The sequence below is a fragment of the Streptomyces sp. NPDC060366 genome, assembly GCF_042725135.1.
GTDB lineage: Bacteria > Actinomycetota > Actinomycetes > Streptomycetales > Streptomycetaceae > Streptomyces.
The window spans coordinates 205,070-222,583 of the sequence record NZ_JBHXDC010000011.1 but is presented as its reverse complement, the minus strand read 5'-3'; the positions used below and the strand labels follow the sequence as shown (position 1 = coordinate 222,583).

Genomic DNA, 17,514 nt, shown 5'->3' with positions numbered 1-17,514 from the left:
TCTCACATCACCAACCCGCCGTCGATGCCAAGAACTTGGCCGGTGATGTAGGAGGCTCGCGGGGACAGGAGGAACGAGACCAGATCGGCCACCTCTTCCGATGTGCCGAACCTCGACAGCGGGATCTGGCCGAGATATTTCTTCCTGGCCCTGTCGGAGATGTCGGCCGTCATCTCCGTTTCGATGAATCCCGGCGCCACGGTGTTGGCCCGCACTCCGAATTTGCCGTACTCCTTCGCCATGGCCCGGGTGAATCCGATGATCCCGGCCTTGGCCGCGGAGTAGTTGGTCTGCCCGACACTTCCGCGGACGCCGGCGATCGAGGACAGCGTCACCAGGGAACCCGACCGTCGCCTGGCCATTCGTTCGATGGCGGGACGGCAGACGTGGTAGGTGCCGTCCAGGTTCGTCGTCAGCACGTCGTGCCACTGGGCGTCCTCCATCATCGCCAGGGGCCTGTCGCGGGTGATGCCCGCGGCGGTCACCACGGCGTCGACCGGGCCGAGTTCGTCCTCCGTGGCGGCGAGGAAGGCCCGGCTCTCGTCGGCGTCGGCGACATCGACCTGCCGGGCGAATACACGGGATCCGAACTCGGCCGCTTCTCTTTCGGTCTCCTTGGCGGCATCGGCGCGGGAGAGATAGCAGAACGCGACGTCGAATCCGTCCCGGGCCAGTCTGGCGACGACGGCCCGCCCGATTCCCCGGGACCCGCCGCTCACCAGCGCGATTCGCCTTTCGGTCACGCTGCCGACCCCTCGGTCAGCAAGGATTCCACCAGACCGCGCAGCTCGGTGAGATTCTCCACCGCGCCGATGGACGCGTCCTGTACCGATATGCTGTAGCGCTGCTCCAGCCGGGAGGATATTTCCAGCACCATCAGCGAGTCCATTCCGAGGTCCTCGGCGAAATGGTCGCCGTCACCCACCTCTTCGGGTTCCAGCTCAAGAGAGTGGGCGACGATCGTGCGCAGTTCCTCCGCGTCCACGGCCAATTCCATGAAGGATTCTCCAATCATTCGTTGTCTCCACCGGTCAGCAGGAGGGCGGCTGCCGCGTCATCGGAATCCGCACCTCCCGTGAACGCGAGCACTGCTTTCGTTCCGTACGTCCGTATATGAATGGCGCCAACGGCACACTGGAGTACTCCCAGGGCGCCCGAACACTCTCCGAGTCGCGCGGTGAGATCCAGGCTCTGCCCGGCCGGGGCGACCGGCAGTTGGGCGAGCCCGCCGGTGAGGTGGAGCCCGACCGGGTCGGGGGCCAGGGATTCGGTGAGCGCGACGGTGGGCGCGAGTTCGGCACCGCGTGTGTAGGCCGACAGGTGTGCGTGGACGTCTGCCTGACGCGCGGAGGCTTCGGCCGCCGATTCGAGCACCACGGCGCACGCGACGTCGGGGGCCGTACGGCCGAGCAGCTTGTCGGCGTGCTCGCCGGCCGGTTCGACACCGAGCACCACCGCTCTCCGGCAGCGCCCCGCCTCGATGAGGTTCCGGGCCCAGTGCAGGGCGTCCAGGCCGCTGGTGGCGCCGTTGCAGACGGTGAGGTTGGGGCCGCGCAGTCCGTATCGGATGGCGACCCAGCCGGCGACGACATTGCTCGACGTCTGCGGCAGGCCGAGCGGGCTCAGTCCGGTGACCGAGTCGCGGGCGATGGTGTCGGTGAAGTCGCAGACCGTTTGCAGCGAGCCCAGGTTGGAACTGGCCACCACGGCGGTGGCATTGGCCGTGGTTCCTCGGAAGTGTCCTTTCTCGTCGAGCAGTCCGGCATCGCCGAGCGCCTGCTCGGCGGCGTACAGGGCGAGGCGCGAGGCGCGGTCCTTGTTGCGCATCTCCCGGCCCTTCAGGGCCGTTGCCGGATCGAAGCCGTCCGCGGGGGGCCGGGCGGTGAGCAGGTCGCGTACGGAACGGAGGCCGGGGACGGCCAGCCCGACGCCGGTGACAACGGTTCCGTTCGGTCCCGTGGTGCGTACGGGCGCGGCGGAGTCTGCGCGGGATGCGGAAGACGCGGAAGACGCGGAGTCTGCTGGGGACGTGTCTCCCCCGTCGGTCACTTCAGCGCCGGTCATGAGGCCGCCCCGACCAGCGCGACCGCGTTGATTCCGCCCAGGCCGAAGGCGTTGATCTGCGCCGTGGTGATGTCGGCGGCGGTGGCCGTGCCACGGACCAGCCCGAGTCCGGTTGCCTGCTCGATGGGCTCGGCGAGACCGAGCACCGGCGGCACGGTGTTCCGCGCCATGGCCAGGACGGCGATGACCACGCTGAGCAGCCCGGATCCTCCGAGCGTATGGCCCGTCATGGATTTGATGGCCGTCATCAGCGGGCCGCGGCTCGTGCCCGCGAACACCTCGGAGAGGACGGCGGCTTCGGTCTCGTCGTTACGGGGCGTACCGCTGCCGTGCAGCATCACCAGGTCGATGTCCTCGGCGCCGACACCGGCACGCCGGTGAGCGTCGAGAACGGCTTCCCGTATGCCGTCGGCGTCGGGCGCGGTGGCGTGGTGGGCGTCGCAGTTCATGCTGACGGCCCTGAGCCGGGCGAGGGGGCGCCGGTCGTGGGTCCCCGCGCGCTGGAGGACGACCGCGACCGCTCCCTCCCCCATCAGCATCCCCTTGTGGGAGACGTCGAACGGCCGGAGCATCTGCGGCGACTCGTTCTGCACGCGGTCCAGCATTCCGAAGGCGCTCTCGGTGAGGGCGTCCGTGCCCGCGACGACGACCGTGTCCGTGGCGCCGGACTCGATCATGTCGGTGGCCAGGCCCAGTGCGTACAGCGAGGCGGAGCAGGCGTTGGCGAAGGTGTATGTGGAGACGGCCCCGAACGCTTCGCGCAGGGCACCGCCGAAGTGGAGGTCGGCCGGGCGGACGGAGGCGCCCTCGGTCCACCACAGTTCCGTACTGCGCTGCTCGCGCAGCGTTGTCCCGACGAGCACCGGCGTCCGGGTGAGGTCGTCCGACAGGCCGGCGTCGGCGAGAGCCTGCCGGACGGCGAGGATCAGCCACTTGGTCGCCCGCAGGGGCTCGTCCCGGCCGGTGGGGCGGTCGTCGATCTCGTAGGCGTGGCGGGTCCGGTACTTGGTGCTGTCGAAGACTTTCAGCGGCCTGCGTGTCTCCTGCCCGGCGCAGAGCGCGTCGAATATCTGCCCGGGTGTGCGGCCGATGTTGGCGACAGCCCCGCTTCCGGTGATGTCCCAGGTCAAGGCTGGGTCACCCGGTTCCGGAGCTGGAAGGACGCGAGTTTCCCGGTGGACGTGACCGGCAGTTTGTCGAGGAACTCCACTCGTGCCGGGCGTTTGTAGGGGGCCAGCCGGGTGCGGATGGCGGCGGTGATGGAGCGGCGGATCTCGCCGGTGTCGGCTCCGCTCTCGGCGACGGCGTACAGAACCGCCTGTTCCAGCCCGTGTGCGTCGGCCTGGCCCACCACTACGCACTCGCGGACGCCTTCGACGGCCCGCGCCACCGCCTCGATCTCGCCGGGCGGGACCTTGTAGCCGCCCAGGTTCAGCAGGTCGTCGGCGCGGCACAGGTGTGAGACGGTGCCGTCGGCGTTGCGGATCGCGATGTCGCCGGTGTACACGCCGCCGTCGGCGAACGTTCCGGCCGCGGCTTCGGGTCGGCCTATGTAGCCGAGCGCGACCGTGGGGCCGCTGATGTGGAGCCGCCCCTCGACTCCGTCGGCCACCGGGAGGCCGTCCGTGTCACGGATGGTGGCCCGCACGCCCGGCACGGGTAAGCCGATGGTCCCGGGCATCGGCCGGCCGGCGGGGGTGGCCACGACGATGTGCAGCACCTCGGTCGCACCGAGTCCGTTGATCAGGCCGGCGGAGAAGGTGTCCTGGATGCTCTCGCTCAGGCGGGCCGGGAGGTTCTCGCCGGCTGCGACGCACAGCCGCACGGATTGGGTTCGCAGGTCCCCGTCGGTCGTGCGCGCGGCGTCGACCATCGCCGCGTAGAGACGTGGCACCGACCAGAGAACCGTCGGCCGGTACTGGTCCAGGGCGGCCGTCACCGTGTGGAGGTCGATGCTGCCGCGTACGAGGACCGCACGGGCGCCGGCCGCGAGCGGGAAGAGCACCGTCCCGCCGAATCCGTACCCGAAGGACATACGTGCCGTGGACAGCACGATGTCGTCCTCGCTCAACGCCAGCGACGAGCCGAACCCGGCCAGGGCCGCCACGATGGCACCCGCGCTGTGCCTGACTCCCTTGGGCAGACCCGTACTTCCCGACGTGTACTGGATCAGCGCCTCACGGTCCGAGGGCCACGGGACCGCGCCGTCCTGGGTAAGGGCTTCGGCGCCGCCTTGACGTATCTCGTGGCCGGTGATCCGGCGACGGTCCGAGAAGAGAGCCTCCAGAGCTCGCTGCCGCTTGGGCGGGGCATCCAGGTGGATCACGTTCGCCCGGCAGTCGTCGGCGATGTAGACCAGCTCGTCGTCGGTGAGGAGAGGACTCACGACCGCGGGTACGCATCCGTGCCACCACAGTCCGAGGACGGCCGCGACCGTGGTGACGGAGTCGTCGGCGACGACAAGTCCACGCGTGCCGACGGGAGTTCCGTTCGCGGCCAGCGCTGCCGCGTACCGGAGGGCGGCGTCGTACAGGTCGCGGTAGGAGACGTCGCCGGAGTCGGGGTCGGTGTACGCGATCCGCTCCCCACGACCCCGGGCGAGGTGGCGCCCGACCAACCGCTCGACGAGATCGACAAGCTCCGCAGCCTCTTCCGGCGGATCGCTCAACTTGCCCAGCAACACGGCCACGGAGTCTTCGACACAGCGCATGGCCGCCGCGTCGACAGCACTGAGCTTCACATCGAATTCCCGCTCGACGCGGACGACGACCTCGGTCTTCTCCAGCGAATCGATGCCGAGGTCTTCGAAGAAGAGTGCGTCGTCCTCAATGCCCTCTTCGGCCGTTTCCAGAACATCGGCCACGATCGACCGCAGCCTCTGCAGCGGCGTGCCGATACCCGCTATGCCAGACACCAGGCGACACTCCTTCTTATACGTCAATTTCCGAGAATGAATGAATATTCACCGAAGCGCGGATTTAAGAACGCCACTCCGCACAAAGACGCTCCAAATAGAGATTATCGAACAAGGTCGATCGATACCCCTGGATCCAGATTTCTCAAACGTCGAAAACCGGCCACTTGACCGGATCGCCCCATCGACAGTTCACGGTCATCTTCGCGAGTCGACACGATTAAACGCCCGCGTCTTTTCCACACAAAAAACGGAAATACCGGCGCGTACGAATACGGGCCGGAGGGTGGCGCAAAATGCGGAGCCGCACGCGTGCGTGCGACGGCACCGCCGCCCTGAAGGACCGACGGTCGCGGGGACGGGGGCTATTCGATGTGCCCGGTGGTGGGATCGACCTGCTTCAGGAAGTCCCGGGCCGCTTCCTCCAGTTCCGGAACGCTCAGGGCCATGGGCGGCCAGACCGCGGAGGTGAAGCCGTACCCCGGGTTGGGGCCCGAGAGCCAGGTGAAGTCGTACGTGCCCAGCTCCTCGGGGCGTTCGGTGACTTCGAACCTCTCCCCGTCCACCACCAGCGTCCGACCCCGCACACCACGCAAGTCCATACCCGACAGTCTGGAGCAAGCCCGCCTGTCCGGGCCACCTCAACCGGGGCCGGCGCTCAACCGGCCACTCAGTCGATACAGAACTCGTTGCCCTCGACGTCCTGCATCCCGAGGCACGACTCGTTGTAGTCGTCGGCAGTCAGCAGTCGCCCCCGAACCGCGCCGAGCGCGACCAGTCGTGCGCATTCGCCCTCAAGCGCGGCCAGGCGTTCCTCACCCACGAGCCCGGTGCCGACCCGCACGTCGAGATGCAGCCGATTCTTGACGACCTTCCCTTCGGGAACGCGCTGGAAGAACAGTCGCGGGCCCACACCCGAGGGATCAGCGCACGCGAACGCGGCACCCTGGCGCTCGGGCGGCAGTGTGCGATCGAAATCGCTCCAAGTGGCGAACCCCTCAGGCGGCGGCGGTACGACATACCCCAACACCTCGCACCAGAAACGGGCGACGCGCTCAGGTTCGGCGCAGTCGAAGGTGACTTGGATCTGCCTGATCGATGCCATCCGCCCATCGTAGAGGCGGGGTCGCGTCAGCGTGACCGCGAGGCGGGGTCGCGTCAGCGTGACTGAAGTGCGTCCAGCGCCACGGCCTGCGCGATGGCGAGGCGGCGGTCGACGTCGGGGGCCGCGATGTCGAGCACGTACCGGTCGCGCAGCCCGAACCTCTTGTCGACCGCCATCAACCGCTTGTCGCCCTCGGTGAAATCGAAGTGGTACGGCCACAGGAACGGCACGAAATCGGTGAACGGCAGAAAGTCCCAGACCCGGCGCAGCACGGCCACCACCGCGTTGCGCTCGCGCCCGGTGAGCTCCGTCGCGCCCGGCTGCTCCAGGATCCACGTCGAGCGGAGCATGGAGGCGACAGGCTTCTCACGAAATGAGCCGATGGGGTCCCCCGCCCCGTCCCGCACGGCGTAGACGGCGCCCACGTCGAGCATCTGGTCGGCCTCGAAGGTGCACAGGACGTCGTCCTTGGACTCGTCGGTGTAGATGGTCACGTGTTCCTTGAGCGCCATCGGTTCCTGCTGGGCGAAGGCGACGATCTCGTCCTTCGAGCCGTCGGAACGGGCCACGGTCACCACGTACTGGTTGGCCATGACGGTCGTCTTCTGGCGGACGTTGAACTTCTCGTGCGCCTGCAGGTGCTCGTTGTCCACGTGACGTCTCCCGCTTTTCGTCTCTCGCGCGGCCCAGTTGTGAACTGCCCGCCGCCTCTTGCTGTCTGCTGGACCATCGTCATCGCGACGCCGGCCCGAAACAGTCCCCGGAAGTCGCGGCTCGCGGTGACCAACGGCGACGCCGTAAGTGCGCCCAACAGCGCCCACCGCACCCGAGGTTGTCCACTTTCGTCGTTCGCCGGCACGACACACGGATGATGCGGCGCTCCCGGGCACTGTCTATCGTCGGCCCGTGGAACTGGACGAAGCACATACCCCCCGCATCGCACGGCCGCTCCGAGTCCGGCTCGCCGCCGCATCCCCCTGGAGCCGTGGCCGGATCGCCGGAGAGAGCGTGCTCACCGTTGTTCTCGCCGGGCTCGCGGGGCTGTTCGACGCCCCGTTGGCCGGGTTCGGTGTGCGCACCCTGGCTGTCGTCGCGGGCGTCGCCGTGCTGTCGCTGAGCAGACGTGCGCTGCCGGCGACGGTGCTGGTCCTCTCGGCCTGCGCGGCAGCGGTGCTGCCTTCCGCGGTGCCGCTGCTGATCTACGCGAGCTGGTCCGCGGGAAGCCGCATCATCAAGCCCGTACGGATGGTTGCCGCCTACGCCGCCGCGCTCGTGCTGCATACCGCGCTGTCCACCTACGACGAGATCAGCGCGGGCTCCGGCCTGTCGCTGCCTGTCACGGGTGTGCTGAGCACGGCGGTGTTCTTCGTGCTGGCGATCGTGCCCGGGTTGGTGTCCCGTTACCGGTCGCAGCGCCGGTCGCTGCTGGAGGCGCAGCGGCGCAACAACGTCCAGCTCATGCGCGAGCAGGCGATGGTGGCACAGCAGGCGCGCCTGCTGGAGCGAGGCCGCATCGCCCAGGACATGCACGACAGCCTCGGCCACCAGCTCGTCCTGATCTCCGTGCACGCGGGCGCCCTACAGGTCGATCCGGACCTGACCGATCGCCAGCGGGAAGGGGTCCAGGTCCTGCGGGACGCCTCGGTGGCCGCGATGAGGGAGCTGCGCGAGGCCGTTGGCATCCTCCATGAGGACCGGGACGACCGGAAGCGGCCCGACGAACGTACCGATCATGCCGTGCAGGGGGCGGGGCACTCGTCGGCCCCGGCCGGCGACGCGGGCGGTGGGCGTCCGATCTTCCGGGCGGTGGCCTCCATTGACGGCCTGGTCGCGTCGTCCAGGGCCGCGGGCACGACCGTCGAAGTGCGGCGCTCCGGCACTGTCCGGCCGCTGGCGCCCGCCGCCGACCACGCGGCATTCCGCATAGCGCAGGAGGGTCTGACCAACGCCCACAAGCACGCCCCGGGCGCCCCGATCACCCTCGCCCTGCGCTACGAGTCGGACAGCCTGGTCGTGGAGGTCGCCAACGGACCGGCGCCGGCCGGGGCGCCGGACGTTCCGACCGCGATCAGCGGCGGCCAGGGACTGACCGGCCTGAAGGAGCGGGCGCGGCTCGTCGGCGGCATGGTGCACACCGGGCGCACCCAGGACGGCGGCTTCCGCGTCGCGGGCATGCTGCCCTACGGCGCCGGCGACGGCGGGCCGACCCGCCCGGACGACGCGACCTCCGTCGGCCCGGCCGACGACTTTGTGGGACAGCCAGGGACGGAAGCGGCGGGCAACAGTGGAGCGGACATCAACCTGAGTAATACGCAAGGGGAGTTCGCCGCCATCATGAGCAGCAAGAAGAACCTGGCCATCGGCTGCGCCGTCACCGCCGTCGTCCTCGTCCTGGGGACCGTCGCCCTGGGGGTCTGGGGGGTGAGCGCGCTGATGGACGAGATGAACAAGGCCACGATCGCGCCGAGCGTGTACGAGTCGGCGGAGGTCGGCGATCCCGAGGCCGACGTGCAGGACAAGCTGCCCAAGGAGGACTCGTTCCTGACCTCGGATCTGAAGGACAAGGGCCCGCAGCGCCCCGAGGGCACCACCTGCCGCCACTTCGCGTCCGACGACCCCGACGACACCTCGACCGTCTTCCGGTTCTGCTTCGGCGACGGAAAGCTGGTCGCGAAGCAGACCTTCAAGGACGAGATCTGACCCACGAGTCCGGGAAGTGACCCGGCCCCGGCCCGCACGCGACGTCTGTGCGACGCACTCCACCGGACTAGGGCATGATGGCGAGGCCATGCCATCCGCTTCACCGACACCGCGCAGGAGGCCGCGTGATCCGGGTCCTCGTCGCCGATGACGAGCCGCTCATCCGGGCCGGCATCAGGATGATCCTCACCTCGGCCGACGACATCGAGGTGGTCGCGGAAGCGGGCAACGGCCGTGAGGCGGTGGAAACCGCCCGTGGCACCGCCGTTGACGTGGCCCTGCTGGACATCCAGATGCCGGTGATGGACGGGCTGACGGCCCTGGCCGAGCTGCGCCGGGCCGTGCCGCACGTACGGGTGCTGATCCTGACCACGTTCGGCGAGCGCGAGAACGTACTGCGTGCGCTCGGCCACGGCGGTGCGGGCTTCCTCCTCAAGGACACCGCGCCCGACGAGCTGATCCACGCGGTGCGGGCGGCGGCGGCCGGGAACGCGTACCTGTCACCGACGGCGACGCGGCACGTCGTGGACTCCCTCTCCTCCCCGGGGGCCACCGCCCGCGCGGAGGAGGCCAGACAGCGCCTCGGCGCGCTGACCGCGCGGGAGCTCGACGTACTCGCCCTCCTCGGTGAGGGCCTGTCCAACGCCGACGCGGGGAGGCGGCTGCACATGAGCGAAGCCACCGTGAAGACCTATGTCAGCAGGATCCTGACCAAACTCGGGTGCGACAACCGGGTGCAGGCCGCGCTCATCGCCCACGACGCCGGATTGCAGCGGGACACGGTGTGACCCGGTTGTGGTCCAAGGTGTGCTGAACTGGGCGGCCCCGTCCGGCAGTACACCACCGGGACCCGCGCACGGGGGCTTCCCGCCAGGCATGAGCGCGGTGGAGACGTCGGCTCGGTGATCAGTGGTCCCCGCGGGCGGGGGCCATGCGGCTTCCGGGGCGGTAGCCGAGGTGCCGGGAGGCTTCCTCTCCCGCCGCGATGACCAGCGGCTGTTCGGCCCCAAGCGTCTGCCCTACTCGATGGCCCTGACGATCGGCACCCTGTTGCAGTCCATCTACCTGGACGCACTGCTGGTGATCTCCGCTCCACTGGCCCGCTCCGCCTCGCGCCGGATCGGCCCGATGGGGACGCCCCGGATGGCCGCCGCCCTGGCCATCGGGCTCGAGTGCGGCATCGTCCTCATGGTGCCCGGCGTCGGCACGCTGGCTCTCGCCGCGCTCCTGGACGTGCCGCTCGGCACCATGCTGCTCTGGGGCCTGATTCTGATCGTCCCGACGATTCTCATCTCCGTGTCGATCATGACCTTCCTGTTCCACAAGGGCTTCTGGAACAGCGCCGTCGACGAGACCCCCGCCGAAGATCCTGCCGCCGAAGCGTCGCCCGCCGTCGAAGATCCCGGCCCCGAGCAGGACAAGATGGCGGACCGGCCCCGCCTCCTGCTGAGCTTCGCCCCCCTCATCCTGGCCCTTGCCATGATCGCCACCGGAGCCATCGCGGATGCCGGGAAGTGGAACAACTCCGTCCTGGGCTTCGTCTCGGACCCCGTGGTCGCCCTGCTCGTCGGACTCATCGGAACCTGCGTCGTGGGCCGGTTCCGCATCGGTCAGGCACGCGTCGAGACAGCGATCGCCCGCGGCTTCAAGGAGAGCGGGCAGATACTCATCCTCACCGCGGTGGGCGGGTCCCTCGCGGCGGTCGTGACGGCCGGTGGCCTGGGCGACATCCTGCGCGACTACTTCAACGCCGACTCGTTCGCGCCGCTGCTGCTGGTCTGGCTCATCGCGGCAGTGCTCCACATCGCGATCGGCTCGGTGACCATCTCGGCCATCACGGCCGCCGGGATCCTCGCGCCCGTGGCCCCGAGCCTCGGCATCGACCCGGTTCTGCTCGCCCTCGCCGCGGGCACGGGCTCACTGTTCGCGGTGCACGTCACCAGCAACACGTTCTGGCTGCTCCAGTCCCTCCTGGGGCAGACCACGCGCGGCACACTGAAGACCTGCACCGTGGGCGTGTCACTGGCATCCGTCGTGGCCATCATCCTGCTTCAGCCCATCAGCCTTCTCTTCTTCTGAGGCCGCGGCCGGACCCCACGGGGGCTTCCGCGCGGGCGGGTTACCCGAGGATCTGCAGCAGCCGCTCCGCCAGAACCGCGGCGGACGCGGGGTTCTGCCCGGTTATGAGATTGCGGTCCTCGACCATGTAGGGCTTCCAGGTCTCACCGCGGCTGTACTCGACGCCGACCTTGTCCTTCAGATCGTCCTCCAGCAGCCATGTCGCCCTGGGGGCGAGGCCCACACCTTCCTCCTCCTCATTGGTGAAGCCCGTGACCTTGCAGCCCTTGAAGGGCGACTCTCCGTGAATTCTGGTGGCCAGCATCGCGGCGGGGGCGTGACACACGATCGCCAGGGGCCTGCCCGAGGCGAGTTGCGCCGTCAGCAACCGGCCGGCGTCGGCGTCGAACGCCAGGTCCGCCATCGGGCCGTGGCCGCCCGGCAGATAGACCGCGTCGTAGTCTTCTAGACGGACGTCCGACAGCTTGAGTGGCCGCCGCATCACCTCGGCGTCGCGGATGATGCCCTCCAGTTCGAGGGCTCCCTGTTCGCCACCCGCCATCGCCGGTCGCAGACTCATCATGTCGACATTCGGGGTCACGCCGCCCGGTGTCGCGACCACGACCTCGTGGCCGGCGTCCGTGATCGCCTTGTACGGGTTCGCGAACTCCTCGGCCCAGTATCCCGTCGCGTACCTGGTGCCGTCCTTGAGCACCCAGTACGTCGCTCCGCTCACTATGAAAAGCACCTTCGCCATCACACGCCTCCTCGCGAGAGGTCTGAGGCAAACGACTCATTCCAGCGTAAACACGCGTACGGCCGGACGCATACGGACGGCCGCTCGGCTACTATCCCTGCCGCGAATCACCGCGGACACCTACAGAAGGGTCATGCACGATGGATCCCGACATCCGGACCAGGGCCGCGATCGAGGAGCACTGGCGCGCGTCGGAACGCGGGGACGCCGAAGCCGAGCACGCCATCTACGCGGCGGACGCGATCCTCGACTATCCCCAGTCGGCCGAACGGTTCCGGGGCCGCGCGACAATCTCGGCGCAACGTGGCGGGCACCCCGCCAATCGACACTTCGCCGTCCACCGGATCGTCGGCGGCGGGGATCTGTGGGTGAGCGAGTGCGTCATCACGTACGACGACGTGCCCACCCACTCGGTGAGCATCATGGAATTCGCCGACGGCCATGTGGTGCACGAGACGCAGTACTTCGCGGACACCTTCGGCGCGCCCGAGTGGAGGACAGCACTCGCGGAGCCGATGCCGGGCAGGAATATCACCAGGGCTTGATCCAGGGCTATTTGAGCAGAAAGCGCCGCACGGGCCGCGAGGGGGCTTTTCCGGTCTGCCCGGCGGATCGTGGCTCACGACTGCGTTCGCCCCTTGGCCGCGGCGGGCGTTGGCCCGCTCCCGAGTGTCCGCAGCACACCCCCAGAGCCCTTCGCAAGAGCGCTCCGCCGGACGTATCCGAGGCTTGGAGTGATGGCGGCCCGGGGGCGGAGGCAAAGATTCGGCCATCTTGAATACGCAGGCAATTCACTCGAAGGCCATACATACGGCTCAGCCGCGGATGCCGTATCGCTCGACACAGAGACCCCACCAGGCGCAACGCGCCCCAGCCGTACCAGGTGACCTACCGACCGGCGAACCACGTGTGTTCGCAATGTGACCGGTCGCAACCCTTCTGTAAAGATACTGCAAACAGGCTCAAACCTGCCGCCACCAAGGGGGCTTCCCGGAGCGGAACGCACAAGTCCGGCAGCCCGCACACGCTTTGCAGCACACTCCCGCGACGCCCCACGAAACGCGGGCGCGCGCTCCGGTTCGGGGCCGGAAGCGGCCATCCACGCTCAGAGCGATTCTCCGCCTGCGGTCCGGAAGTCGTCCTTGCATCCGGAGCCGTTGCCGTCAACGATTCCAACCGCGCAACTTGACAGGTCCACGCTCAGTGACCACTGGTCAGGGACCTGCACGCACCGACTGCCCAACCCCACCCGATGGGCTGTCCATCCCCCATACCTACGGAGGATCTCGTGATCTTCAAGCGCTTCTCCCCCCTCGCAGGCACGTCCCGACGGGCGCGACTCCTCGCCGTGACGTCCGGTCTGGTGACCGCCGTCGCGCTCGCGGCCCCCTCGGCCGTCGCCGCCCCGGCCCCCGAGGCCAAGGCGACCACCTCGCAGCTCGCCGCGGCCAGCTCCGCCGTTCTCGAAGCGGACGTGGCCGGCACCGCCTGGTACACCGACGCGAAGACCGGCAAGATCGTCGTGACCATCGACAGCACCGTGTCGAAGGCCGAACTGGCCGAGGTCAAGGGTGCGCTGGCGGACTCCAAGGCCGACCTGACGGTCAAGCGCACCAACGGCAAGTTCACCCCGCTGATCGCCGGCGGTGAGGCCATCACCACCGGCGGCAGCCGCTGTTCGCTCGGCTTCAACGTGAGAGTCGGCGGTGTGGCGCACGCGCTGACGGCCGGTCACTGCACCAACATCAGCAGCAGCTGGTCCATCGGCACGCGCACCGGCACCAGCTTCCCGACCAACGACTACGGCATCATCCGCCACTCCAACGCGGCGGCGGCCGACGGTCGCGTCTACCTGTACAACGGAACGTACCGGGACATCACGTCGGCGGGCAACGCGTCCGTGGGCCAGTCCGTGCAGCGCAGCGGCAGCACCACCGGGCTGCGCGGCGGTTCGGTCACCGGCCTCAACGCCACGGTCAACTACGGTTCCAGCGGCATCGTGTACGGCATGATCCAGACCAACGTCTGCGCCGAGCCCGGCGACAGCGGCGGCGCGCTCTTCTCCGGCAGCACCGCGCTGGGCCTCACGTCCGGCGGCAGCGGCAACTGCAGTGTGGGTGGCACCACGTTCTACCAGCCCGTCACGGAGGCCCTGAGCGTCTACGGCGCCACGATCATCTAGCACCTCTCACGACCGGCGCTTCGGGGGTGACGGCCGGCTGAGCCCCCGGAGCACCGTGGAGTGACGCATCACCGGCGGACCGCGCTCCCTGCGCGGTCCGCCGTCCTCGTACCCGGCCCGTCGTACCCAACCTTTCGGCTCAGGGCTCCGGGCCACCAGGCCGTCGGGCCGATGTCCAGGACGAGCGCGGGCACCAGCAGGGATCTGACGACGAGGGTGTCCAGGAGTACGCCGACGGCGACGATGAAGGCGATCTGGACCAGGAAGGCCAGCGGGATGACGCCGAGGGCGGCGAAGGTTGCGGCGAGGACGACGCCGGCGGAGGTGATGACGCCGCCGGTCGCCGTGAGGCCGCGCAGGACCCCTTCGCGGGTGCCGTGCTTCAGCGACTCCTCCCGGACGCGCGACATCAGGAAGATGTTGTAGTCCACGCCGAGCGCCACGAGGAAGACGAATCCGTAGAGCGGCACCGAGGCGTCGGTGCCGGAGAAGCCGAGGACGCCCTGGAAGACGAGCGCGGAGATGCCGAGCGTCGCCAGGAAGTTCAGTGCCACGGTCGCCACCAGGAGCACCGGCATCAGCAGAGAGCGGAGCAGCCCCATGAGAATGACCAGGATGATGGCCAGCACTACGGGCACGATCAGCATGCGGTCGCTCTCGGACGTTCGCTGGGTGTCGTACTGCTGGGCGGTGTAGCCCCCGACCAGGGCATCGGCACCGGGGACCGCGTGTACGGCCTCGCGGAGCCGGGCGACGGTCTCCTTGGCGGCGTCGCTGTCCGCCGGGGCTTCGAGTGTCGCGTTGATCCGGACCTTGCCGTCGGCTGTCCGCGGTGCTCCGACGCCCGGTTGCCCGGATTCGGTCACGGGCAGGGCGGTCACCACGCCGTCGGTCCCGCCGGCCGCCGAAGTGACCTGGTCGACCTTGTCGGCGTCGGCGATGACGACGGCCGGGTTGCCCGAACCGCCGGGGAAGTGCTCGCTCAACGCCGCTTGCGCGGCGACGGACGGTGCGTCGTTGACGAAGAGTTCGTCGAGCGGGACGCCCTTCGAGTCGAGGGTGGGCGCGAAGGCCGCACACGCGATCAGCCCGGTGAGTGTGATGGCCCAGACCTTGCGGGGGGCGCGATCCACCAGTGCCGCGACCCGGGGCCACACGCCGCGACCGCCGCTGTTCTTCTCAACGTCACCGGCCGGCTTCGGGCGAGCGGGCCAGTAGGCGCCACGGCCGAGCAGTACGAGCACCGCGGGGAGAAACGTGAGCGAACTGAGGACGGCGCACACGATGCCGATGGCGCCGACCGGCCCCAGTGCGCGGTTGTTGGTGAGGTCGCTGAGCAGCAGTGCGATCAGGCCCAGGGCGACGGTGGCGGCGCTTGCCACGATCGTCCCCGCCGACTCCCGCAGCGCCGCCCGCATGGCGGTCACGCGGTCCTGCCGACGCTCCAGTTCTTCCCGGAAGCGGGCTGTGAGCAGAAGCGCGTAGTCCGTCGCGGCACCGATCACCAGGATCGACAGGATCCCCTGTACCTGCCCGTCGACCCGCGCGATGTCCCGCTCCGCCAGGGCGTACACCACGCCGCACGCGAGGCCGAGCGCGAGGACGGCACCGATGATGATGACGAGCGGCAGGATGACGCTTCGGTAGACCAGGAGCAGGATGATCAGCACCGTCGCGAGGGCGACGCCGAGAAGCAGGCCGTCGATTCCCGCGAACGCGTCCGACAGGTCCGCCTGGTTGGCCGCCGGACCGGCGATCCGTACGGTCGTGCCGGGCACTTGTTCTGCCGCCTCGCCGATCTTCCGCAGCACGGTGGGAAGTTGGTCGTCGAGGTCGGGGCGCAGTTGGGCGACTCCCTGGAGAGCCTGTCCGTCCTTCGACGGGACGGCCGCGGACGCGGGGCCCACCGTTCCGCTCAGGTCTTCGAGCGAGGCCAGGGCGCGGGTCGCGGATTCGCGCTGCCGGGCGGTCACTTCGCCGCCGTCCGCGGTTGTCCAGACGACGATGGCCGGGAGGGTCTCGTCCTGGCGAAAGGCCCGCTGCGCGTCGATGACCTTCGTGGACTCGGCGTTCTGTGGCAGGAAAGCGGCCTGGTCGTTGGTCGCGACCTCGCCGAGCTTGCCGGCGTAGGGACCGAGGGTCCCGCCGATTCCGAGCCAGGCGACGAGCAGTACTACGGGCACGAGCCATCGCGCGAGCCGTGTGGACCTGGACATTGTGCTCCCGGATGCGAGGATCGAGCAGTACCTTGATCGCAGACTATCTCAATCATCAAGATACTTTTCGCGTGCGGGTCGTCGAGGCCGGCCCGCGGTGCGAGGGCGGCGGCGTTCAGGGCTCTTGGCGAAGCTGACCCAGTTCGTCGTTCAGTACGTCCAAGAAGCGCAGAACTGTCGCGAGTTCGTCGCTGCTGAACTGCTCCTGGGCGTGGGCGGCCGCCTCGGCGAGCGGCATGAAGTGGGTACGGGCGACCGACCGGGCTTCCGGAAGGTAGTGCAGGTGCACCACACGCCGGTCGGTACTCTCGCGGGCCCTGCGGATATGACCGGCCTTCTCCAGCCGGTCGAGGCACGCGGTGACCGCTCCGGACGTCAGGCCGAGGTGCACGCGCAGGCGGCCCGGCGTGAGCGGCGTCTCGGAATCCAGGATCGCGGCCAGCGCCTGGACGTCGGTGGCGTGGAGCCCCTGATCCGCGGTGAAAGCGTGTGCGATGCGGTTGATCTCACCGTTCATTCTCCGCAGCCGGACCGCCAGCGCTTGCAGTTCCTGTCTGCGGGGCTCGACGCCGGTGTCCGCCGCCTGAGTCTTCCTGGTACTCGCCACGCCTTCACCCTATGTGGGCGGTGGGCCCCTTCGAGGACGGGCGGACGTCACATGCCGCCACGCTGCTGTCCCTGACAGAAGCAACGGGGTTGGGGTCGCCGGCTATCCGGGCCCGTCGCCCTGGCCGAGCCCGACCAGGGTGACCGTGATGCCCTGGCCACGCAGGGCCTTGACGGTCTCCGGGTCCGCGTCGGTGTCCGTGACCAGGGTCCACGGCGGGGCGAGCCGGGTCCAGGCGTGGAAGGGGCGGCGGTCGAGTTTCGCGGCGTGGGCGAGGACGTACACCCGCTGGGAGCGGCGGGCGACGAGCTGCTTGAGCCGTGTCTGGCGGTGGTCGGCCTCGCAGAGGCCGTGTTCGGCGGTCACCCCGTCCGTCCCGAGGAACGCCCGGTCGAACGTCATCTGCTCCAGGGCGGCCTCGGCGAGCGGACCGATGAAGCTCTGGCTGAGCGGACGCAGGGTACCGCCGAGGCACTGGACTTCGAGGGTGTCGACGTCGCCGAGTTCCTGAAGTGCGGTCAGGCCGCTGGTGGTGACCGTGAGCGGTTTGTGGCCGCGCAGTTCGTGGGCGAGGGCGCCCACGGTGGTGCCGGCGTCCAGGAAGACGCTCTCGCCGGGGACGATCCGGGCCGCGGCCCAGCGTGCGATGGCCCGTTTGGCGTCGAACGCCTCGCCCGTGCGCTGGCGCAGGCTCGCCTCGGGGTGTGCGGTCAGGGCCATCGCTCCGCCGTAGGTGCGCGCCAGCCGGCCCTCCATGTGCAGCCGGGCCAGGTCACGGCGGATGGTGGACGCGGTCACCTCGAAGGTGCGCGAGAGTTCCTCGACGCTGGCCAGTCCGGTCGTGGTGGCGAGGTGGACGATCTGATCGCGGCGGCGTGAACCCGTGACACTCACGGTGGTTGTGCTCCCGT

17 protein-coding genes are annotated in these 17,514 nt (G+C 69.2%); 5 read left to right on the top strand and 12 right to left on the bottom strand.

Going from position 1 to position 17,514, the window contains the following annotated elements; genetic code table 11:
• Positions 1-2 precede the first annotated feature (2 nt).
• From fabG to ACFWHU_RS25840, 8 genes are all read right to left on the bottom strand, one after another.
• Positions 3-743, bottom strand: coding sequence for a 3-oxoacyl-ACP reductase FabG (fabG, locus tag ACFWHU_RS25875; RefSeq protein ID WP_387227544.1), 741 nt, complete (start codon positions 741-743; stop codon positions 3-5).
• Entirely contained in the window at positions 740-1,015 is a 276-nt protein-coding gene (locus ACFWHU_RS25870) for an acyl carrier protein (protein ID WP_387227542.1), read from the bottom strand. The genes fabG and ACFWHU_RS25870 overlap by 4 nt, the downstream gene beginning before the upstream one ends.
• Complete coding sequence (locus tag ACFWHU_RS25865) at positions 1,012-1,890, bottom strand: beta-ketoacyl synthase N-terminal-like domain-containing protein (RefSeq protein ID WP_387227629.1); 879 nt, start codon at positions 1,888-1,890, stop codon at positions 1,012-1,014. The genes ACFWHU_RS25870 and ACFWHU_RS25865 overlap by 4 nt, the downstream gene beginning before the upstream one ends.
• A gap of 170 nt (positions 1,891-2,060) precedes the next feature.
• Entirely contained in the window at positions 2,061-3,194 is a 1,134-nt protein-coding gene (locus tag ACFWHU_RS25860; protein ID WP_387227540.1) for a beta-ketoacyl synthase N-terminal-like domain-containing protein, read from the bottom strand.
• Positions 3,191-4,978, bottom strand: coding sequence for an AMP-binding protein (locus ACFWHU_RS25855; RefSeq protein ID WP_387227537.1), 1,788 nt, complete (start codon positions 4,976-4,978; stop codon positions 3,191-3,193). Before ACFWHU_RS25855 ends, ACFWHU_RS25860 begins: the two co-directional genes overlap by 4 nt.
• Before the next feature lie 365 nt (positions 4,979-5,343).
• Positions 5,344-5,580 carry a hypothetical protein gene (locus ACFWHU_RS25850; RefSeq protein ID WP_385800702.1) on the bottom strand — a complete coding sequence of 79 codons (237 nt, stop codon included), beginning with the start codon at positions 5,578-5,580 and terminating at the stop codon, positions 5,344-5,346.
• 68 nt (positions 5,581-5,648) lie between these two features.
• Positions 5,649-6,083: a VOC family protein gene (locus ACFWHU_RS25845; protein WP_387227534.1), complete on the bottom strand. Its 435-nt coding sequence runs from the start codon at positions 6,081-6,083 to the stop codon at positions 5,649-5,651.
• 53 nt (positions 6,084-6,136) lie between these two features.
• Positions 6,137-6,736, bottom strand: coding sequence for a hypothetical protein (locus ACFWHU_RS25840; RefSeq protein ID WP_385800706.1), 600 nt, complete (start codon positions 6,734-6,736; stop codon positions 6,137-6,139).
• Positions 6,737-7,091: 355 nt separating this feature from the next.
• Here ACFWHU_RS25840 and ACFWHU_RS25835 point away from each other — a divergent pair, with 355 nt between their 5' ends.
• The 3 genes from ACFWHU_RS25835 to ACFWHU_RS25825 all read left to right on the top strand — a co-directional run bounded on the left by ACFWHU_RS25835 (position 7,092) and on the right by ACFWHU_RS25825 (position 10,862).
• Positions 7,092-8,783, top strand: coding sequence for a sensor histidine kinase (locus ACFWHU_RS25835; protein WP_387227530.1), 1,692 nt, complete (start codon positions 7,092-7,094; stop codon positions 8,781-8,783).
• A gap of 125 nt (positions 8,784-8,908) precedes the next feature.
• Positions 8,909-9,571: a response regulator gene (locus ACFWHU_RS25830; RefSeq protein WP_385800710.1), complete on the top strand. Its 663-nt coding sequence runs from the start codon at positions 8,909-8,911 to the stop codon at positions 9,569-9,571.
• A gap of 169 nt (positions 9,572-9,740) precedes the next feature.
• The gene (locus ACFWHU_RS25825) at positions 9,741-10,862 is read left to right on the top strand and encodes a GntP family permease (protein WP_387227528.1); all 1,122 of its coding nucleotides are present in this window, start codon (positions 9,741-9,743) and stop codon (positions 10,860-10,862) included.
• A gap of 40 nt (positions 10,863-10,902) precedes the next feature.
• On the opposite strand, the gene ACFWHU_RS25820 is transcribed toward ACFWHU_RS25825, so the two are convergent.
• On the bottom strand, positions 10,903-11,598 hold the full coding sequence (locus ACFWHU_RS25820; protein WP_385800714.1) for a type 1 glutamine amidotransferase domain-containing protein: 696 nt from the start codon (positions 11,596-11,598) through the stop codon (positions 10,903-10,905).
• Positions 11,599-11,738: 140 nt separating this feature from the next.
• On the opposite strand from ACFWHU_RS25820, the gene ACFWHU_RS25815 reads away from it, so the two are divergent.
• Entirely contained in the window at positions 11,739-12,143 is a 405-nt protein-coding gene (locus tag ACFWHU_RS25815; protein WP_387227526.1) for a nuclear transport factor 2 family protein, read from the top strand.
• A gap of 743 nt (positions 12,144-12,886) precedes the next feature.
• A complete protein-coding gene (locus tag ACFWHU_RS25810) occupies positions 12,887-13,780 on the top strand; it encodes a S1 family peptidase (protein ID WP_385800718.1) in 894 nt (297 codons plus the stop codon).
• Between the two features lie 68 nt (positions 13,781-13,848).
• Here the strand turns inward: ACFWHU_RS25810 and ACFWHU_RS25805 are convergent, their stop codons facing one another.
• The 3 genes from ACFWHU_RS25805 to ACFWHU_RS25795 all read right to left on the bottom strand — a co-directional run bounded on the left by ACFWHU_RS25805 (position 13,849) and on the right by ACFWHU_RS25795 (position 17,497).
• Positions 13,849-15,996 (bottom strand): MMPL family transporter, encoded by a 2,148-nt coding sequence (locus ACFWHU_RS25805; RefSeq protein WP_387227524.1) that lies wholly within the window; start codon positions 15,994-15,996, stop codon positions 13,849-13,851.
• Between the two features lie 115 nt (positions 15,997-16,111).
• Complete coding sequence (locus tag ACFWHU_RS25800) at positions 16,112-16,603, bottom strand: MarR family winged helix-turn-helix transcriptional regulator (protein ID WP_385800722.1); 492 nt, start codon at positions 16,601-16,603, stop codon at positions 16,112-16,114.
• 102 nt (positions 16,604-16,705) lie between these two features.
• Positions 16,706-17,497, bottom strand: a complete 792-nt coding sequence (locus tag ACFWHU_RS25795) for a DeoR/GlpR family DNA-binding transcription regulator (RefSeq protein ID WP_387227521.1) — start codon at positions 17,495-17,497, stop codon at positions 16,706-16,708.
• Positions 17,498-17,514 lie beyond the last annotated feature (17 nt).

Excerpts from the sequence above, each read along its gene's own strand:
- ACFWHU_RS25870 (WP_387227542.1), bottom strand. The coding sequence starts at position 1,015 with ATGATTGGAGAATCCTTCATGGAATTGGCCGTGGACGCGGAGGAACTG.
- ACFWHU_RS25850 (WP_385800702.1), bottom strand. The coding sequence starts at position 5,580 with ATGGACTTGCGTGGTGTGCGGGGTCGGACGCTGGTGGTGGACGGGGAG.
- ACFWHU_RS25845 (WP_387227534.1), bottom strand. The coding sequence starts at position 6,083 with ATGGCATCGATCAGGCAGATCCAAGTCACCTTCGACTGCGCCGAACCT.
- ACFWHU_RS25820 (WP_385800714.1), bottom strand. The coding sequence starts at position 11,598 with ATGGCGAAGGTGCTTTTCATAGTGAGCGGAGCGACGTACTGGGTGCTC.
- ACFWHU_RS25815 (WP_387227526.1), top strand. The coding sequence starts at position 11,739 with ATGGATCCCGACATCCGGACCAGGGCCGCGATCGAGGAGCACTGGCGC.
- ACFWHU_RS25805 (WP_387227524.1), bottom strand. The coding sequence starts at position 15,996 with ATGTCCAGGTCCACACGGCTCGCGCGATGGCTCGTGCCCGTAGTACTG.